Source organism: Amycolatopsis sp. lyj-346, from assembly GCF_046548975.1.
In the GTDB taxonomy this organism is placed as follows: Bacteria; Actinomycetota; Actinomycetes; order Mycobacteriales; family Pseudonocardiaceae; genus Amycolatopsis.
The window spans coordinates 330,135-347,522 of record NZ_JAJPWT010000003.1; the positions used below are offsets into that span (position 1 = coordinate 330,135).

The 17,388-nt window shown below is 69.4% G+C and carries 17 protein-coding genes; 6 read left to right on the forward strand and 11 right to left on the reverse strand.

Features of this window, described 5'->3' with window-relative positions; genetic code table 11:
• Nucleotides 1-12: 12 nt before the first annotated feature.
• The 3 genes from ACLJQE_RS13230 to ACLJQE_RS13240 form a co-directional block, all read right to left on the reverse strand.
• Nucleotides 13-1,104 carry an ABC transporter permease gene (locus tag ACLJQE_RS13230; RefSeq protein WP_410639482.1) on the reverse strand — a complete coding sequence of 364 codons (1,092 nt, stop codon included), beginning with the start codon at nucleotides 1,102-1,104 and terminating at the stop codon, nucleotides 13-15.
• The gene (locus ACLJQE_RS13235) at nucleotides 1,101-2,681 is read right to left on the reverse strand and encodes an ABC transporter ATP-binding protein (RefSeq protein WP_410639483.1); all 1,581 of its coding nucleotides are present in this window, start codon (nucleotides 2,679-2,681) and stop codon (nucleotides 1,101-1,103) included. Before ACLJQE_RS13235 ends, ACLJQE_RS13230 begins: the two co-directional genes overlap by 4 nt.
• Before the next feature lie 80 nt (nucleotides 2,682-2,761).
• Entirely contained in the window at nucleotides 2,762-3,904 is a 1,143-nt protein-coding gene (locus ACLJQE_RS13240) for a BMP family lipoprotein (RefSeq protein WP_410639484.1), read from the reverse strand.
• An 857-nt stretch (nucleotides 3,905-4,761) separates the two neighbouring features.
• Here ACLJQE_RS13240 and sdhC point away from each other — a divergent pair.
• The 5 genes from sdhC to ACLJQE_RS13265 all read left to right on the forward strand — a co-directional run bounded on the left by sdhC (nucleotide 4,762) and on the right by ACLJQE_RS13265 (nucleotide 9,209).
• Complete coding sequence (sdhC, locus tag ACLJQE_RS13245) at nucleotides 4,762-5,205, forward strand: succinate dehydrogenase, cytochrome b556 subunit (protein ID WP_410639485.1); 444 nt, start codon at nucleotides 4,762-4,764, stop codon at nucleotides 5,203-5,205.
• Between the two features lies 1 nt (nucleotide 5,206).
• Entirely contained in the window at nucleotides 5,207-5,620 is a 414-nt protein-coding gene (locus tag ACLJQE_RS13250; RefSeq protein ID WP_091304567.1) for a succinate dehydrogenase hydrophobic membrane anchor subunit, read from the forward strand.
• A gap of 20 nt (nucleotides 5,621-5,640) precedes the next feature.
• Nucleotides 5,641-7,395 carry a succinate dehydrogenase flavoprotein subunit gene (gene sdhA / locus ACLJQE_RS13255; RefSeq protein ID WP_410639486.1) on the forward strand — a complete coding sequence of 585 codons (1,755 nt, stop codon included), beginning with the start codon at nucleotides 5,641-5,643 and terminating at the stop codon, nucleotides 7,393-7,395.
• Complete coding sequence (locus tag ACLJQE_RS13260; RefSeq protein WP_410639487.1) at nucleotides 7,395-8,165, forward strand: succinate dehydrogenase iron-sulfur subunit; 771 nt, start codon at nucleotides 7,395-7,397, stop codon at nucleotides 8,163-8,165. The genes sdhA and ACLJQE_RS13260 overlap by 1 nt, the downstream gene beginning before the upstream one ends.
• Nucleotides 8,166-8,294: 129 nt before the next feature.
• Complete coding sequence (locus tag ACLJQE_RS13265; protein ID WP_410639488.1) at nucleotides 8,295-9,209, forward strand: hypothetical protein; 915 nt, start codon at nucleotides 8,295-8,297, stop codon at nucleotides 9,207-9,209.
• 269 nt (nucleotides 9,210-9,478) lie between these two features.
• On the opposite strand, the gene ACLJQE_RS13270 is transcribed toward ACLJQE_RS13265, so the two are convergent.
• Nucleotides 9,479-10,876 carry a S8 family peptidase gene (locus ACLJQE_RS13270; protein WP_410639489.1) on the reverse strand — a complete coding sequence of 466 codons (1,398 nt, stop codon included), beginning with the start codon at nucleotides 10,874-10,876 and terminating at the stop codon, nucleotides 9,479-9,481.
• Between the two features lie 70 nt (nucleotides 10,877-10,946).
• Complete coding sequence (locus ACLJQE_RS13275) at nucleotides 10,947-11,186, reverse strand: SCO4848 family membrane protein (protein ID WP_410616209.1); 240 nt, start codon at nucleotides 11,184-11,186, stop codon at nucleotides 10,947-10,949.
• A gap of 43 nt (nucleotides 11,187-11,229) precedes the next feature.
• Between ACLJQE_RS13275 and ACLJQE_RS13280 the strand changes: the two genes are divergently transcribed.
• The gene (locus ACLJQE_RS13280) at nucleotides 11,230-12,474 is read left to right on the forward strand and encodes a D-alanyl-D-alanine carboxypeptidase family protein (RefSeq protein ID WP_410639491.1); all 1,245 of its coding nucleotides are present in this window, start codon (nucleotides 11,230-11,232) and stop codon (nucleotides 12,472-12,474) included.
• Here ACLJQE_RS13280 and ACLJQE_RS13285 read toward each other — a convergent pair.
• The 6 genes from ACLJQE_RS13285 to ACLJQE_RS13310 form a co-directional block, all read right to left on the reverse strand.
• The gene (locus ACLJQE_RS13285; RefSeq protein WP_410639492.1) at nucleotides 12,471-12,908 is read right to left on the reverse strand and encodes a winged helix-turn-helix transcriptional regulator; all 438 of its coding nucleotides are present in this window, start codon (nucleotides 12,906-12,908) and stop codon (nucleotides 12,471-12,473) included. The genes ACLJQE_RS13280 and ACLJQE_RS13285 overlap by 4 nt on opposite strands.
• Nucleotides 12,905-14,014 carry an acyl-CoA dehydrogenase family protein gene (locus ACLJQE_RS13290; RefSeq protein ID WP_410639493.1) on the reverse strand — a complete coding sequence of 370 codons (1,110 nt, stop codon included), beginning with the start codon at nucleotides 14,012-14,014 and terminating at the stop codon, nucleotides 12,905-12,907. The genes ACLJQE_RS13285 and ACLJQE_RS13290 overlap by 4 nt, the downstream gene beginning before the upstream one ends.
• Before the next feature lie 57 nt (nucleotides 14,015-14,071).
• A complete protein-coding gene (gene yhjD / locus ACLJQE_RS13295; RefSeq protein ID WP_410639494.1) occupies nucleotides 14,072-15,082 on the reverse strand; it encodes an inner membrane protein YhjD in 1,011 nt (336 codons plus the stop codon).
• Nucleotides 15,083-15,388: 306 nt separating this feature from the next.
• Entirely contained in the window at nucleotides 15,389-15,889 is a 501-nt protein-coding gene (locus tag ACLJQE_RS13300) for an AAA family ATPase (RefSeq protein ID WP_410639495.1), read from the reverse strand.
• Nucleotides 15,886-16,920: a tryptophan--tRNA ligase gene (gene trpS, locus ACLJQE_RS13305; RefSeq protein ID WP_410639496.1), complete on the reverse strand. Its 1,035-nt coding sequence runs from the start codon at nucleotides 16,918-16,920 to the stop codon at nucleotides 15,886-15,888. Before trpS ends, ACLJQE_RS13300 begins: the two co-directional genes overlap by 4 nt.
• A 46-nt stretch (nucleotides 16,921-16,966) precedes the next feature.
• Nucleotides 16,967-17,329 (reverse strand): hypothetical protein, encoded by a 363-nt coding sequence (locus ACLJQE_RS13310; RefSeq protein WP_410639497.1) that lies wholly within the window; start codon nucleotides 17,327-17,329, stop codon nucleotides 16,967-16,969.
• Between the last annotated feature and the right edge of the window lie 59 nt (nucleotides 17,330-17,388).

Below are 17,388 nucleotides of genomic sequence, written 5' to 3' on the forward strand. Positions count from 1 at the left end.
CGACGTCGGTGATCACACCGCACCCCCTTCGGTGACCGAAGAACCCTTGCGGCCGGCGAGCGCACGCCCGACCCGGCGTTGTTCGGCCGCGAGGTCGGCCCGGCGCACGATCTCGTACGCCACGACGACCGACAGCACGATGATGCCCTGCATGATCGTCGCGATCTCCTTGGACACGTTGATCTGCTCCAGCGACACCGCGGAGGTGTCGAGGAACGCCCACAGCAGCGCGCCGAGCGCGATGCCGCCGGGGTGGTTGCGGCCGAGCAACGCGACCGCGATGCCGGTGAAGCCGTACATCTGCGTCGCGGTGATGCCGTAGCTGAAGTCGCGGCCGAGCAGCTCCGGCATGGCGACCAGACCGGCGACGCCACCGGAAAGCAGCATCGCGATCAGCGTCATCTTCTTGGCGTTGACCCCGCCGGCGGCGGCCGCCGTCGTCGACTCGCCGGACGCCTTCAGCTCGAAGCCGAACCGCGTGCGGTTGAGCATGAACCAGTAGGCGGCGCCGACGATGGCGGCGATGAACACGAACCCGAAGAGCGTGCCCGAGCCGAGCGGGATGCCGGGGATCCGGCCCGAGGGCTCGATGATCCGGGTGCCGATGTTGTTGCCGCTCTGCACGCCGAACTGGTCGGCGTTGATGAGGTAGGCGATGATCCCGGCGACGATCGCGTTGAGCATGATCGTCGAGATGACCTCGCTGACCCCGCGGGTGACCTTGAGGATCGCCGGGACCGCCGCGTAGGCCATGCCCGCGACGACCGCGACCACCAGGATCGCCAGTACGTGGAGCACCGGCGGCAGCTGCATCGCGCCGCCGGCGATGGCCGCGACGACGGCGGCGAACCGGTACTGGCCCTCGACCCCGATGTTGAACAGGTTCATCTGGAAGCCGATGGCGACGGCGAGCCCGGACAGGTAGTAGACCGTCGCGAGGTTCACGGTGTCGACCGCGGTCGAGCCCTTGAACATCTGGCCGATCATCGTGCCGTACGCCTGCAGCGGGTCCGCGCCGGAAATGATCAGCGCGATCGCCGACAGCAGCACGGCGAAGACGATCGCCAGCAGCGGCGGCAGCAGTTTCGTGCGCCAGGAGGTCATTCTTCGTCACCCACTGTGTCGTCTTCGGCGCCGGTCATCGCCGAGCCCAGTTCCTGCGGCGTCACGGTGGCGGGGTCGGCCTCGCTGACGAGCCGGCCGCGCAGCATGACGCGGATCGTGTCGGACAGGCCGATCAGCTCGTCGAGGTCGGCGGAGATGAGCAGCACGGCGAGGCCGGCCGCCCGGGCCTGGCGGATGTTCTCCCAGATCAGCGCCTGCGCGCCGACGTCGACACCGCGCGTGGGGTGCGACGCGATGAGCAGCACCGGGTTGCCCGACAGCTCGCGCCCGACGATCAGCTTCTGCTGGTTGCCGCCCGAGAGGGCCGCGGCCGGGACGTCGATGCCCGGCGTGCGGACGTCGTAGTCGCGCACGATCCGCTCGGTGTCGGCGCGGGCGCCCGCGATGTCGAGCAGCTGTCCTTTGGAGACCGGTTCGCGGGTCTGGTAGCCGAGGATCCGGTTGACCCACAACGGTTGCGTGAGGAGCAGGCTGTGCCGGGTGCGGTCCTCGGCGATGTAGCCGATGCCGGCCTCGCGCCGGGCCAGCGTGCCCGCCTTCGTCAGATCGCGTGCCTTTCCGTCGACGTCGACCAGCTCGATCGTGCCGTCGGACGGCTTGCGCATGCCCATGATCGTCTCGACGAGCTCGGTCTGGCCGTTGCCCTCGACGCCGGCGACGCCGAGCACCTCGCCCGCGTGCACGGTGAAGGAGACGTCGTCGAGCGCGTTGCGGTCCGAACCCTCGGCGCGCAGCGTCAGCCCGGTCAGCCGCAGCACGTCCCGGTCGGTGACGGTCGACTCGCGGGTCTCCGGGCTGGGCAGCTCGGACCCGACCATCATCTCCGCGAGCTGGCGGGAGGTGATGGTCTTCGGGTCGGCGGTGCCGACGGTCGTCCCGCGCCGGATCACCGTGACGGTGTCGGCGATCGCGCGGACCTCGTCGAGCTTGTGCGAGATGAAGAGGAACGTGTAGCCGTCGTCCTTCATCTCCCGCACGGTCTCGAAGAGCGCGTCGACCTCCTGCGGCACCAGCACCGCGGTCGGCTCGTCCAGGATGATGATCTTCGCGCCGCGGTAGAGCACCTTGACGATCTCGACGCGCTGGCGGTCGGCGACGCCCAGCTCTTCGAGCAGGGTGCCGGGCTCGGCGCGCAGGCCGGTCCGCTCGGCGAGCTCGGCCAGCCGCGCGCGGGCGGCGCGGCCGATGCCGTGCAGGGCCTCGGCGCCGAGGAAGACGTTCTCGCCGACGGTGAGGTTGTCGGCGAGCATGAAGTGCTGGTGCACCATGCCGATGCCGGCGCGGATGGCGTCCTGCGGGTTGCGCAGCCTCACCTCTTCGCCGTTGATCGCGATGGTGCCCTCGTCCGGCGGCTGCATGCCGTACAGGATCTTCATCAGGGTGGACTTGCCGGCGCCGTTCTCGCCACAGATGGCGTGCACCTCGCCGGCGGCGACGGTGAGGTTGACGTCGGAGTTGGCCACCACGCCGGGAAAGCGCTTGGTGATCCCGGTCAGCTGGACGGCGGGGGCGCCCCGGTCGGGGACGGCCTCGGCCGGGGCCTCGGCTGTGCTCATGGGCGGGAGAATTCCATATCTCGTCCAAACGCGTGAGGGGCCCGGAGGAAAAAATCCTCCGAGCCCCGACACGTTCTCAGTTACTTCTGCGGCTTGTCCGAAACGGTGATGGCGCCCGAGATGATCTGGGCCTTGTAGGCTTCCAGGACGTCCTTGATGTCGTCGATCTTGCCACCCGAGGTGGAGTAGCCGACGCCGTCGACCTTGAGGTCGAACCGCTTCGGCAGGGTCGTCAGGTCGCCCTTGGCGACGGCCTGCACGTAGTCGAAGACGGCGACGTCGACGCGCTTGAGCATGGACGTGATGATGATGTCCTTGTCGGCCTCGACGGTCTTCTGGTTGTACTGGTCGGAGTCGACGCCGATGGCCAGCGCGTTGCCCGCCTTCGCGGCGTCGAAGACGCCCTTACCCGAGGCACCCGCGGCGTGGTAGATGACGTCCGCGCCCTTGGCGATCTCGGCCGCGGCCTTCGCGTTGCCCTTCGGCGGGTCCTGGAACCCGGAGAAGTCACCGGCCGGGGTGAGGTACTCGTCCTCGATCTTGATCTTGTTCGAAACGGTCTTCGCGCCCTGCAGGAAGCCGGCCTCGAACTTCTGGATCAGCGGGGTGTTGACACCACCGACGAAGCCGATGTGGCAGTTCTTGCTCTTGTACGCGGCGGCGACGCCGGCCAGGAACGAACCCTGCTCCTCGGCGAAGACCAGCGACGTCACGTTCGGCAGCGTGATCGAGTCGTCGTCGACGATGGCGAACTTCGTGTTCGGGAACTTGGCCGCGACGACCTTGACCGCCGGCGCGTAGGCGAAGCCGACCGCGATGATCGGGTTCAGGCCCGAGGTGGCCATCTGGTCGAGGCGCTGCTGCTTGGCCGACTCGGCCTCGGTGGCGCCGGCGGTGCTTTCGCTGACCGTCGTCACGCCGAGGTCGGACTTCGCCTTGTCGGTGCCCGCGGCGGCGGCGTCGTTGAACGACGCGTCACCCCGGCCGCCGACGTCGAAGGCCAGGCCGATCTTCAGCTTGCTGCCGTCGACCTTCGCCCCGGCGGCGGTCGAGCTGCTCGCCGCGGCGGGTGCCGCGGGCGGCTTCGGCGCGGTGACGCAGTCGGAACCGCCCGTCGAGGCCGCGGTGTTGTTCGAGCTGTTACCACCGCCGGAATCCTTGGCGCACCCGGCCAGGGTGAGCACCCCGGCCATGGCCGCGGCGGCCAGCGCGGTTCCACGCATGCGACGCAACGTGTGTCTCCCTCCCCGCTGATCCAGCGGATGGTCAAGGGCACGACCCGGCCCTACTGCCGGGTCGACCGCCAGACCGTACCCGCCGGACAGGAATGCGCCATAGGAAAGGCACGCTACGTAACACAAACGTTTACTCACGAGTCGCACGTGCGACGAACTGGACACTGAACGTGATCCCCGCGACGACGCAGCGCCCCTTTCCCCGATCTTTCCCTGATTAAGTGCGGGGGCCGGGCACCCGAACGGCCGGTTGGGGTCACTCAGTGTGCCGGGCCGACCGAAGGGTGGACCGGCCCGGTCACTCTGTGAGATGACGGAAATCAGCCGCAGGTGCGCCGGGCAAGGGGCCTTGAGTCCTTTGTCGACGAAGATGCCGGCGGTGCCGGTGCGGGCGTGACCGACACCACGGGCAGCAGGGCCGCGATGGCGATCACCAGGCCGGGCCTTCGCGCCAAAACATCACCCCATCGTGAGAGATCCGATGTTTGGCCGACTAATGCTGGAGAAAGCCTGGCAGCGGGTTGACAACGGTCCCGTGTCACCAGCCCTTATCCGAGGACATCAGATATCAGATCTCGCAGAGATCAGATCTCCGGGCAGTGGGCCGGTCGATTGCCCGACACCGCCGAGTGCGCTGCACCACACCGCCGGGTGGCGGCGCGGGAGTGCCGGTGTCTGGTCCATCACAGAGAGGAACCCGGAGGTGAGCCGCTGTCCGGGTGCGGGTCTAGCATCCGATTCATCCACGCTCGATGACGTTGACTTCGGCACAGCCGCCGTTCCCGCGGCAACTGCGGACCTCACGGCCACCGGGCACATAGTCAGACGTTGGAGGCCGTTCACCGATGTCCACCACGGCGAGCACTGCCCCCGAGGCAGGCGCGAGCGATCGGGCGGGTGCCTCACGCCGGCAGGGGACCTTCTACCGGGGTGACCCGGGCATGTGGTCCTGGGTGCTGCACCGCATCACCGGCGTGCTCACATTCTTCTTCCTGTTCGTGCACGTGCTCGACACCGCGCTGGTGCGCGTGTCGCCGAACACCTACGACCAGGTCATCGAGACCTACAAGACGCCGATCGTGAACCTCCTCGAGGTCGGCCTGGTCGGCGCCGTGCTGTTCCACGCGCTGAACGGCATCCGCGTCATGCTGGTCGACTTCTGGTCGAAGGGCCCGAAGCTGCAGAAGGCCATGACCTGGGTGATCGGCGTGGTCTGGGTCGTGGTGATGGTCCCCGGTGCGTTCTTCATGCTGAAGCGCACCGCCGAGATGCTCTTCGGGGGTAACTGACATGGCCGACCTCGCGCTCGCCAACCCCCGCGCCCCCAAGCGCCCGGCCGCGCGCCGGAGCAACTTCGAGCTCTACAGCTGGCTGTTCATGCGGATCTCCGGGCTGGCGCTGGTCATCCTGGTGCTCGGCCACCTGCTGATCATGAACATCCTCGACGGCGGCGTGCACCGGATCAACTGGGGCTTCGTGGCCGGCCGCTGGGCCTCGCCGTTCTGGCAGTTCTGGGACCTCTCGATGCTCTGGCTCGCCGAGATCCACGGCGGCAACGGGCTGCGCACGATCATCGACGACTACGCCCGCAAGGACAGCACGCGGTTCTGGCTGAAGATCCTGCTCTACGTCTCGATGGTGCTGATCCTGGCCGTCGGCACGATGGTGATCTTCACGTTCGACCCGAACATGCCCGCGAACTGAAAGTCTCGGAGCTTCCCACCATGCAGTTCCACAAGTACGACGTGGTGATCGTCGGGGCCGGCGGCGCCGGCATGCGCGCGGCCATCGAGTCCGGCCAGCGCGCCCGCACCGCGGTCCTCACCAAGCTCTACCCGACCCGGTCCCACACCGGTGCGGCCCAGGGCGGCATGTGCGCTGCGCTGGCGAACGTCGAAGAGGACAACTGGGAGTGGCACACCTTCGACACGATCAAGGGCGGCGACTACCTGGTCGACCAGGACGCCGCCGAGATCATGGCGAAGGAGGCCATCGACGCGGTCCTCGACCTCGAGAAGATGGGCCTGCCGTTCAACCGCACGCCCGAAGGCAAGATCGACCAGCGCCGCTTCGGCGGGCACACGCGTGACCACGGCAAGGCCGCGGTCCGCCGCGCCTGCTACGCCGCGGACCGCACCGGGCACATGATCCTGCAGACGCTGTACCAGAACTGCGTCAAGTACGGCACGGAGTTCTTCAACGAGTTCTACGTGCTCGACCTCGTCACCAGCCCCGACGAGAACGGCAACCCGGTCGCCTCCGGCGTCGTCGCCTACGAGCTGGCCACCGGCGAGCTGCACGTCTTCCAGGCGAAGTCGATCGTGTTCGCCACCGGCGGCGCGGGCAAGATCTTCAAGACGACGTCGAACGCGCACACCCTCACCGGTGACGGCCTCGGCATCATCTTCCGCAAGGGCCTGCCGCTGGAGGACATGGAGTTCTTCCAGTTCCACCCGACCGGCCTCGCGGGCCTGGGCATCCTCATTTCCGAGGCCGTCCGCGGCGAGGGCGGGATCCTGCGCAACGCCTCCGGCGAGCGGTTCATGGAGCGCTACGCCCCCACCATCAAGGACCTCGCGCCGCGGGACATCGTCGCCCGGTCGATGGTGCAGGAAGTGCTGCAGGGCCGCGGGTGCGGCCCGAACAAGGACTACGTCGTCCTGGACGTCACGCACATCCCCGAGGAGACGCTGAACGCGAAGCTCCCGGACATCATGGAGTTCTCCCGGACCTACCTGGGCGTCGACCCGGTCAAGGAGCCGGTGCCGGTCTTCCCGACCTGCCACTACGTGATGGGCGGCATCCCGACCAACATCCACGGCGAAGCGTTGCGGGACAACGAGAACGTCATCCCCGGCCTGTACGCGGCGGGCGAGGTCGCGTGCGTGTCCGTGCACGGCTCGAACCGGCTGGGCACGAACTCGCTGCTCGACATCAACGTGTTCGGCCGCCGCGCCGGTATCGCGGCCGCGGAGTACGCGCTGGCGCACGAGCACGTCGAGCTGCCGGAGAACCCGACCGCGCTGGTCGAGTCGCAGCTCGCGGGCCTGCTGTCGGAGCACGGCGACGAGCGCGTCGCCGACATCCGCAAGGAAATGCAGCAGACGATGGACTCGCACGCGTCGGTGTACCGGACCGAGGACACGCTGAAGCAGGCGCTGACCGACGTCCAGGCGCTGAAGGAGCGGTACCAGCGGATCACCGTGGCGGACAAGGGCAAGCGGTACAACACCGACCTGCTCGAAGCCGTCGAGCTCGGCTTCCTGCTGGAGCTGGCCGAGGTGCTCGTGGTGGGCGCGCTGGCGCGCAAGGAGTCCCGCGGCGGCCACGCCCGCGAGGACTACCCGAACCGCGACGACACGAACTTCATGCGCCACACCATGGCCTACAAGCAGGGCACCGGGCTGAACTCCGACATCCGGCTCGACTACAAGCCCGTGACCTTCACCCGCTACGAACCGATGGAGCGGAAGTACTGATGACTGCGGCCACCACCGAAGACGCTCCCGCCGCGTCCGACCAGCACACCCCGATCACGGTCACGCTGAAGATCCTCCGGTTCAACCCGGAGGTCGACACCGAGCCGCACTGGGAGTCCTACGACGTCCCGGCCCAGCGCACCGACCGGCTGCTGAACCTGCTGTTCTACGTCAAGGACTACATCGACGGGACGTTCTCGTTCCGCCGCTCGTGCGCCCACGGCGTGTGCGGGTCCGACGCGATGCAGATCAACGGCATCAACCGGCTGGCGTGCAAGGTCCTGATGAAGGACCTGCTGGCGAAGGACGGCAAGAAGACCACGATCACGATCGCCCCGATCAAGGGCCTGACGACGTTGAAGGACCTCTACGTCGACATGGACCCGTTCTTCGAGGCGTACCGGGCGATCAAGCCGTACCTGATCACCTACGGCAACGAGCCGACGCGCGAGCGGATCCAGTCCCAGGCCGACCGCGACCGCTTCGACGACACGACGAAGTGCATCCTGTGCGCCTGCTGCACGTCGTCCTGCCCGGTGTACTGGAACGACGGCTCGTACTTCGGCCCGGCGGCGATCGTCAACGCCCACCGGTTCATCTTCGACTCCCGCGACGAGGGGGCGGAGGAGCGCCTGGACATCCTGAACGACGGCGAAGGCGTCTGGCGCTGCCGGACGACGTTCAACTGCACCGACGCCTGCCCGCGCGGGATCCAGGTGACCAAGGCGATCCAGGAAGTGAAGCGCGCCCTGCTGTTCAAGCGCGTCTGAGTTTTCGCAACACCCGAGGGCCCTCCGGCGACTTCTGCCGGAGGGCCCTTTCGCCATTCTTTTGTCCTGGGCAACGGTCTGGGGCTCGGCTAGCCTGAAGGGTCGACGCCGATCACAGGATGCGAGCGCATGGGTGCAGGTTCGGATATCCGCAGGATTGTTTCCCGCAGACTGACCCCCCTCGTCGCAGAACTCGAAGAACTCGTCTTCCGCTACGGCTATTTCCGTACCCTTGGCGGGACGCTCGCCTCACTCGGCACCGTCGGCCTGCTCGGCCAGGTCCTCGGCCTGACCTGGTTGCGCGTCACCTTCGCGACGCTGGCCGCCGGCCTGTTCGTGTTGGTGAGCGCGCTTTCCTTCGCGGGCACCCAGCGCCTTCGCGGCAAGCTGAAGCACATCGAAGAGCTCCTGCACACCTACGCCGACCAGACACGTTCCGCCTCGCCGTTGTCGGTGCGAGAATGGCGGCAGGAAGTGACCATCGAAGAAAACGGGGACGCGCACTGCCGCCGGGACCTGGTGCTCGACGCGGCGTCCAACGGCACCCTGCGGTACGTCTCGGTCAACCTCGTCTACTACGGCACCACGCGCCTGACCAACCGCGACCGGCGCAAGGTCCGGTGCCACGCCTACCACGCCGGTGAGGACGACGTCGACCAGCGGACCCGGGCCGACGGCACGTCGGTGTGGACGTTCACCGCGGACGGGAAGCCGAAGCTGGACATCTACATTCACCTGGGTACGGTGGTCCAGGCCGGCGATCTGATCACCGTCGAGTGGGACTGGCCGGGCTATTCGGCCGACCTGATGAACGGCACCGCCCCGGAGGGCTTCGACGTGCTGTTCAACAAGGAGATCGGCAAGTTCGAGCACCGGGTCGTCTTCCGCAACGTCCGGAACCCCGCCGCCTTCAAGGTCCGCAACCAGAACGCCCAGAACCTGCAAAAGCACCGGCTCGGGCAGGACGTCGTCGTCGATTTCTCGGCGGAATCACCGGCGCTGCACACCCGGATGGGGTTCATCGCCGACTACTCGCAGGGCTGAAAAGAAACGCCCGGACCCGCCATTGGCGGTCCGGGCGAAAGTGGCTGATCGGCCGATCAGTTGCCACCCGTCTCGGAGCCGCCTGACATGGAGATCCATTCCCGGGCCGCCGGTGCGGCGGCCCATTGCTAGTTGGTCCGGTCAGGCTACACCGAGGCACCGACGACGTCTTCTCTTGTATACACCCGGTCCAGTGAATGCAGCGGTACGTACGCCAAACGGGAAAGGGCCCCTCCGCTCGGCGAGCGGAGGGGCCTTTTTGGTGACTCCTAGCGCACCGCGTCCAGGGCGTTGACCAGCCCGTGGCCGTAGTACGAGTTGTTCTTCGCGGGGCCCGTGCACGTCGTCTCCGTGGCCGCGCACTGCACCACGTCGGCTTCGTTCTCCAGGAACTTGGCCAGCAGCTGCGGCGGGATCCCCCGGAACCGGGACGCGATCAGCGCCGCCACGCCCGCCGCGTGCGGGGAGGCCATCGAGGTGCCGCACTTCGCGCCGTACTGGCCGCCGACCACGGTCGACAGCGGGCACGCCGGGCCCTCACCGGCGGGCGGCGTCTGGACGAAGTCGCCGCCCGGGGCCGTCACGTCGATCTGGCCGTAGTTGCTGAAGCTCGACTTCGTGCCCGCGTAGCCGACCGACGACACGTTCACGACCCCGTCGATCGCCTTCGGGAGGATGCCGCACGACGAGTCCACCGGGTGGGGCCGGTTGGGGTCGGTCTCCGGCTTGGTCGTGTCGAGGTTGTCGTTGCCCGCCGCCGCCACGTTCAGCACGCCGCGGCGCGTCGAGAACTCCACGGCCCGGCGGACCGCTTCGAACGCCGCCGCGTCGCCCGGCTGCTTCGGGCAGTAGAACAGGCCCGGGTCGATGTAGTAGCTGTTGTTCGTCACCGCGAACCCGTGCCGGGCCGCCCAGACGAACCCGCACACCGCCGACTCCGGGAAGATGTAGCCCGCGTCGTTGACGACCTTCACCGAGGCCAGCCGCACGCCGGGCGCGACGCCCGTGAAGCCCGTCGCCGGGTCCTTGCCCGCGATCGTGCCCGCCACGTGCGTGCCGTGGTCCGACGTCGTCGGTGCCCAGGACGCCGGGGAAAGGTCCGGCGCGCCCGTCACGCAGCCCGCCGAGTCCGCGGGCGAGACGGCCGCCTTCAGCGCCGGGTGCGTCGCCTCGATGCCCGAGTCGAGCACGCCGACCGTCACCGCACGGCTGCCCTGGAAGATCTTGTTCGCTTCCGGCGCGTGGATCGCCTTCATGTCCCACTGCTGCGCCGAAAGGTCACCCGCGACCGTGACGGACCGCGTGTCCTCCAGCGTCCGCACCGCGCCCAGCGAGCGGGCCGAGGCCGCGGCGCCCTGGGAAGCCACGTCCTTGCTGCCCGAGTAGGCCCGGAAGACGCCGATCTTCTGCTGGAAGTCCGCGTTGCGCGAACTGGCAATGGCGACGCCGATTTCGGCGTAGTAGGCGACCTTCGTGCCGCACTTGGCCGCCAGTTCCTTGTCGACGGCCGACTCGCGGGTGCCCGGCTGGTACGTCACGACGTAGGTGTACGGCGTGCTCGCCGTGTCGCAGGCGACCGGCGCGGCCTCCGCGGCCGGGGCCGCCGCGAACAGGCCGCCTCCGACGGCCAGCACGAGCGGGGCCGCCATTCGACGTAAACGGGACATTCAACCTCCAGGTTCGGTGGCGCCAACCTAAACCGGGCTGCCGGACCGCGCCACCGACCAAGGAGGGGATTCAGGCGTCGACGCGTGAACTCGCGCGTACCCCGCGCCAGCCGAGCACGCCGATGATCGTGCCGAGCACGAACGACACGACGGTCAGCACGGCGTGCACCACGAAGTACGCGGTGGGCGAGCCGTCGGGGGTCCAGGCCCGGTCGCTGTCCCAGAGGTTCTTGGCGAAGGTGATCCAGATGATCCACGACCACACACCGAAGGCCAGCAGGAACAGCGAGGTGCCGCGTGAAATGCGCATGCCCCAGAGTATGCGGCGGCGGTCGCGGCGCTAGATTGCGTGGGTGCACTCCGTTGTCTCCCGGTCGCTCAAGGTCTTCACGACGACGCTCGCCGCCGCCCTCCTGGCCCTGAGCACGCCGGCACTGGCGGCCGCGGCGCCGCAGCAGGGCCAGTGCGCGAACCGCCTGGCTCCCCCGCCGCCGGTCGACACCTCGGAGAGGCCCGCGCCGGGCCAGCAGGCCCCGGCGCCGCTGGCCGTGCCCGCGGTCCCGGTCGGCGGCGACCGGATGGCCGAGTGCGGCCTGATCACCCCGGACGGCGCGCTCAACCCGCCGGACGGCAACACCGCGGCGTCGTGGCTGGTGCAGGACCTCGACACCGGCGCGGTCGTCGCGGCGAAGGACCCGCACGCCCGGCAGCGGCCCGCGTCGCTGATCAAGACGCTGCTCGCGCTGGTCGTCGTCACCCAGCTGGACCCGCTGCAGCCGATCGTCGCGACGAAGGAGGACACGGAGCAGGAGTGCACCTGCGTCGGCCTCGTCGCCGGCGGCCGGTACAGCGTCGACCAGCTGCTGCACGGCCTGCTGATGCACTCGGGCAACGACGTCGCGCACGCGTTCGCCACGGCGCTCGGCGGGGTGGACGCCACGGTGGCGAAGATGAACGCGCTGGCGGCGAAGATCGGCGCGTTCGACACGCGCGCGGCGACGCCGTCGGGCCTGGACGGGCCGGGCATGTCGACCTCGGCCTACGACATCAGCCTGATCTTCCACTACGCGATGAAGCAGCCGGAGTTCGCGAAGGTCGTCGCGACGAAGAACTTCGAAATCCCGGCGATCGGCGGCAAGCCGGCCATCCCGGTCTACAACGACAACAAGCTGCTCGGGGTCTACCCCGGTTTCCTCGGTGGCAAGACCGGCTTCACCGACGACGCCCGGCACACCTACGTCGGCGCGGCGCAGCGCAAGGGCAAGCGGCTCGCGGTCGTCATGCTGCGTGCCGAGCAGAAGCCGACGAAGGTGGTCGACCAGGCGGCGAAGCTGCTCGACTACGGCTTCGCGCTGGAGGCCGACCGGGCCGTGCCGGTCGGCCAGATCACCTACCAGCCGCCGGCCGCGACGTCGGTGGACAGCGACCCGTCGGTGCTCGCCGACGGCGACACCGGCAACAGCGGCACCTCCTCGGCCGCCTCGGCCGCGAAGGAAGACCCGTTCGGCGTCACCGGCTGGATCATCACGCTGGTGGTGTTCCTGATCATCATCGGCGGGTTCGTGGTCGGGCACCAGCGCAAGAGGGCCGCGCGCTAGCGGAAACCGGGCCCCGGCTCCGGGGTCACCCGGTCGGTGGCGATGGCGCCACCGCAGTGCCCGCAGGCGACGTACGTCCCGGCGATCTCCCCGCAGTCGTGGTGCCGCAACAGGATCGGCGGCCCGTCCGGGCCGGCGAGGTGCTTGTCACCCCACTGCATGAGCGTGACGACGGCGCCGAAGAGGTCGCGGCCGGCGGCGGTCAGCACGTACTCCGGCACCGAGCCGACGCGCTCGAGCACGCCGGCGTCGACGAGGGTCTTCAGCCGGGCGGACAACGTCGGGCGCGGGATGGACAGGGTGCGCGCGAACTCGCCGTAGCGGCGCACGCCGAAGAAGGCTTCGCGCAGGATCAGCAGGCTCCACCGCTCGCCGACCAGGTCGAGTGCGCGGCCGACCGAGTCCGCTGTGAACCGGTGGCCGAGGCCGGTCACAGCTGGTCCGTCCGGGCCGGGACGCCCAGCAGCAGCTTGCCGGACAGTTCGTGGCTGGCCGGGTTGACCTGGAAGTGGGCGGTCGCGGTGTGCGCGTCGCGGAACCGGCGCTGCAACGGCGAAGTCTCGTAGATCGCCGCGCCGCCACCGAGGTCGTACATGCTTTCGGCGACCTTCGCGGCGGTGCGGGTCGCGTGCGTGGCGGCCAGCCGGAGGCCCAGCTTGAGCGCGTCCGGGACCGGCTCGGTGCCCTGCGCGGCCTGCCAGGCGTCGTCGATGCTGCCGTAGAAGAGCAGCCGCGCGGCGCGCAGGGCCGCTTCGGCCTCCGCGACGGCGGCCTGGGTTGCCGGCCGCTCGGCCAGCGACCGGCTGGAGCCGAGTGGTTTGCGCGTCGAAGCGAGTTCGGCCAGGTCGTCGATCGCGCCGCGCGCGTTGCCCAGTGCGGCGGCCGCGACCGACAGCGCGAAGAAGCCGAAGAGCGGGAACCGGTGCAGCGCAACGGCTTCCGGCGGCGGCCCGGCCAGCACCGAGAAGACGCGGTGGTCCGGGACGAACAGCTCGTCGGCCACGCAGTCGTGGCTGCCGGTGCCGCGCAGGCCGGTGGTGTGCCAGGTGTCGAGCACCTCGATCCCGGCCTTCGGCAGCGCGGCGACGTAGAGCGCTTTCTCGTGCACGAACCCGGCGAAGAGCCAGTCGGCGTGCGGGATGCCGCTGCAGAACGCCCACCGGCCGGTCACGACGTACCCGCCGTCGGCCTTCCGGCCGGTGCCCCGCGGCGCCCAGACCCCGGCGGCGACCGTGCGCGGGTCCCCGAAGACCTCCTCGGCGCACTTCCGCGGGGCGTAGGCCGAGAGCAGGCTGCTCGTCACGGCGATCGAGACGCACCAGCCGGCCGAGGCGTCCCCGCGCGCGATCGTCTCGGCGGTTTCGAGGCTGACGGCGGGCGGCGCTTCGGGGCCGCCGAGGTAGCCGGGGACGCCGGTGCGGAACAGCTGGGCGTCGGTGAGCTTCGCGACCAGCTCGGGTGGCAACGCCCGCTGCCGCTCGGTGACGGGCGCGAGGGTCCTGGCGAGGTCGGCACACTCGCGGGCGGCGTCCAGCAGCACGAAACCCTCCGGTTCAGTTTTCTTACCGGTTCAGTTTCTTTACTGGTTGCGCGGGTGTCAAGGCTTGCGGCGGCCACCCAGCCACGCGAGCAGCGCACCGGCGCTGAAAGCACCCGCGACGGTGCCCAAGCCCGGTCCGCGCTGCACGGTGACGTTCTGCTCGAGCCGCACCGGCGGCGGAGGGGCGATGACCTTGCGCTCGTTCTCCTTGGCCGTCGCCGTCCACGCGGTGATGAGCAGGAGGAAGCGCGAGACGAGGTTGGCGAACACGAGCAGCCCGATGACCGGCCCGAACAGCGCGGCCGACGGCGACTTCGTGACACTGGCCAGGTAGATCGAGCCGACCTGCTGCAGGATGACGAACCCGACGGCGGCGACCACGGCGCCCTTGACGGCGCTGCGCAGCGCGACCTGCTCCCGGGGCAGGCGGGCGATCACCCAGACGAAGACGAGGGTGTTCGCGGCCAGCCCGAGCACGATGGTCGCCCCGCGGAGCAGCACGATCGCCCAGGTGGCGTGTTCGAGCCCGACGAGTTCGAGCAGGAACTGCCCGACCCCGCCGCCGACCGCGGTCAGCGCGAAGGAGACGACGAGGGCAATGCCGAGCCCGATCAGGGCAACGAGGTCCTTGAGCGTCTGCTTGACGATCGGCTGCGCCTGTTTTTCCTGGCCCCACTGCGCGGTGAGCGCGTCCCGCAGGTTCGACATCCAGCCGATGCCGGAGTAGAGGGCGATGAGCAGGCCGAACACCCCGATCCCGCCGCCGGAGTCGAGCGCGCCCTTGACGATGCCGTTGACGAGGTCTTTGAGGCCTTCCGGCACGGAGTTGTTGATGCCGTCGGTGATCTTCGTGATGATCGTCTGATCGTGGTTGACGACCAGCCCGACCACGGCGAAGGCGACCATGAAGAGCGGAAAGACGGAAAGCACGCTGAAGTAGGTGATGGCGGCGGCGTAGTGGTTGCCGTACCGCTCGGTGAAGGCGTCGTTGGCCCGGATCAGGTGATCGAGCCACGGGTACTTCCGCCGCAGCCGCGGCAGGAGCTTTTCCTTCTCTTCGTTCGCCACCGTGAAACGCTAACCACGCTTGGTGAACCCCGCAACGCGAGCGGCCCGGGTGAGGGAGGGCGGCGAGTTCCTCCTGGCCTGCGGGCGACCGCTTCCCCAGCGCGGCTCAGCGCGCTTCCGTACTCCGCTGGGGACGTGACCGCGGCACGTTGTCCACAGCGTCGGCCGGTTGTGGACAGGTCGCTCGATTCCGGCCACGAAAACCGGGTTCGCCGGTGGGGGCCGATAGACTGGACTTGGGCACGCCCCCCAGGGAGGGCGGGGGAGTTTTCGGGTCTGCGCCCCGCCCGGCAGCGCGGGGATTGCTCAGGCGAGGGCCGCCAGCAAAGCGGGGTAGGCGTCCGCCGCGGTGAGTGCCGGGGTGCGGCGGCTCGCGGCGAAGGTGGCGACCGCTTCGTACGCGCGGTTCAGCTCCGGCTCGGTCAGCGGAGCCGCGGTCTCGATCTGCGATGACCCGCGGGCGGCGAACCGGCGCCGGACCACCTCGCGGCCCGGCAGCAGCACCACCTCGTGGAAGCTTGCCCCGCATTCGGTCGCCAGCGCTTCGAGGCGTTCGGGGAAGCCCGCGCGGGCCACCAGCTGCGGCACCACCACGTCGTGCCCGGCGGTCAGGTGGGTGCGCGCCGCTGCCACCGCGATGTCCCGTGCCAGCAGACCGGCTTCGCCGGGGGACGCGCGCCAGCCGCCGAGCATGGCGCGTACCCGGTCCACGTCCAGTGCCAGTGCCGGCGGGTGGTTGTCGGCGTAGCGCCGGGCGAGCGTCGACTTGCCGCTGCCCGGCGGGCCGTTGAGCAGGATCAGCTTCACCGCACCGGCGGCAGGAACCCGATCCGCTGGTACGTCTTCGCCAGCGTCTTCGACGCCACCTCGCGGGCGCGCTCGGCGCCGGCGGCGAGGACCTTGTCCAGCTCCGCCACATCGTCCAAATAGGACTTCGCGCGGTCCTGGATCGGGGTCACCCACTCGACGAAGACCTCGCCGAGGTCCTTCTTCAGGTCGCCGTAGCCCTTGCCCTCGTACGCTGCTTCGAGGTCCGGGATCGTGCGGTCGGTCAGGGCCGAGTAGATCGTCAGCAGGTTCGAGACGCCCGCCTTGTTCTCCACGTCGAACTTGACCTCGCGCCCGGTGTCGGTGACCGCCGAGCGGATCTTCTTCGCCGAGCGCTTCGGGTCCTCGAGCAGCTCGATGATCCCGTTGACGTTCGACGCCGACTTGCTCATCTTGGCCGTCGGTTCCTGCAGGTCGTAGATCTTCGCCGTGTCCTTGATGATGTACGGCTCCGGCACCACGAACGTCTTGCCCAGCCGGTTGTTGAAGCGCTGCGCGAGGTCGCGCGTCAGCTCCAGGTGCTGGCGCTGGTCCTCGCCGACCGGGACGGCGTCCGCCCGGTACAGCAGGATGTCCGCCGCCTGCAGGACCGGGTACGTGAACAGGCCGACGCTGGAGCGGTCGGAGCCCTGCTTGGCCGACTTGTCCTTGAACTGCGTCATCCGGCCGGCCTCGCCGAAGCCGGTCTGGCACTCCAGGACCCAGCTCAGCTGGGCGTGCTCCGGGACGTGGCTCTGCACGAACAGTGCACTGCGCTGCGGGTCGATGCCGATGGCCAGCAGCTGCGCGGCCGAGACGCGGGTCCGCTGCCGCAGCACCTTCGGGTCCTGCTCGACGGTGATCGCGTGCAGGTCGACCACGCTGTAGAACGTCTCGTGCGTGTCCTGCAGCCGCACCCACTGGCGCAGCGCGCCGAGGTAGTTGCCGAGGTGGAACGAGTCGGCGGTGGGCTGGATCCCGGACAGGACCCGCGGGCGGCGCTCTGCTGCGACGGTCTGCTCTTCGGACACGTCAGGATTGTTCCAGGCCGGGACGACCGGCGGACGCCGAGGGCCCTCAGGCGTTCGGGCGTGGCGTGAGGAACGGGCGCGTCGGCGCGACTTCGGGGTCGGCGAGCACGGCTTCGGCCATCGCGGTGACCGGGCCCGGGAGGTCCGGCACGACCGGGGTGACATCGGCGAGCGTCGCGGCGGCCCGGGTCTTGCGGCGCTGGCGCAGCACACCCAGCGTCATGCCGACGATGCCGAGCGCGACCGCGACCAGCCCGACGGGGCCGAGCAGGCCGAAGCTCTCCGCGGTGGCGTCGGCCTGCGCGGTCGTCGTGACGGCGGCGAACGCGCTGCCGCCGGCCAGGAGCAGGCCGGCCGGGACGAGCGCGACCACCACGGCCGCGCGGGAACCGCGCAGGGTGGACCGCAACAGGGTTCGACCTGGGTTGCGCACCGGAGTGCCTCCCGCGAGTAACGCTCACCCATCCG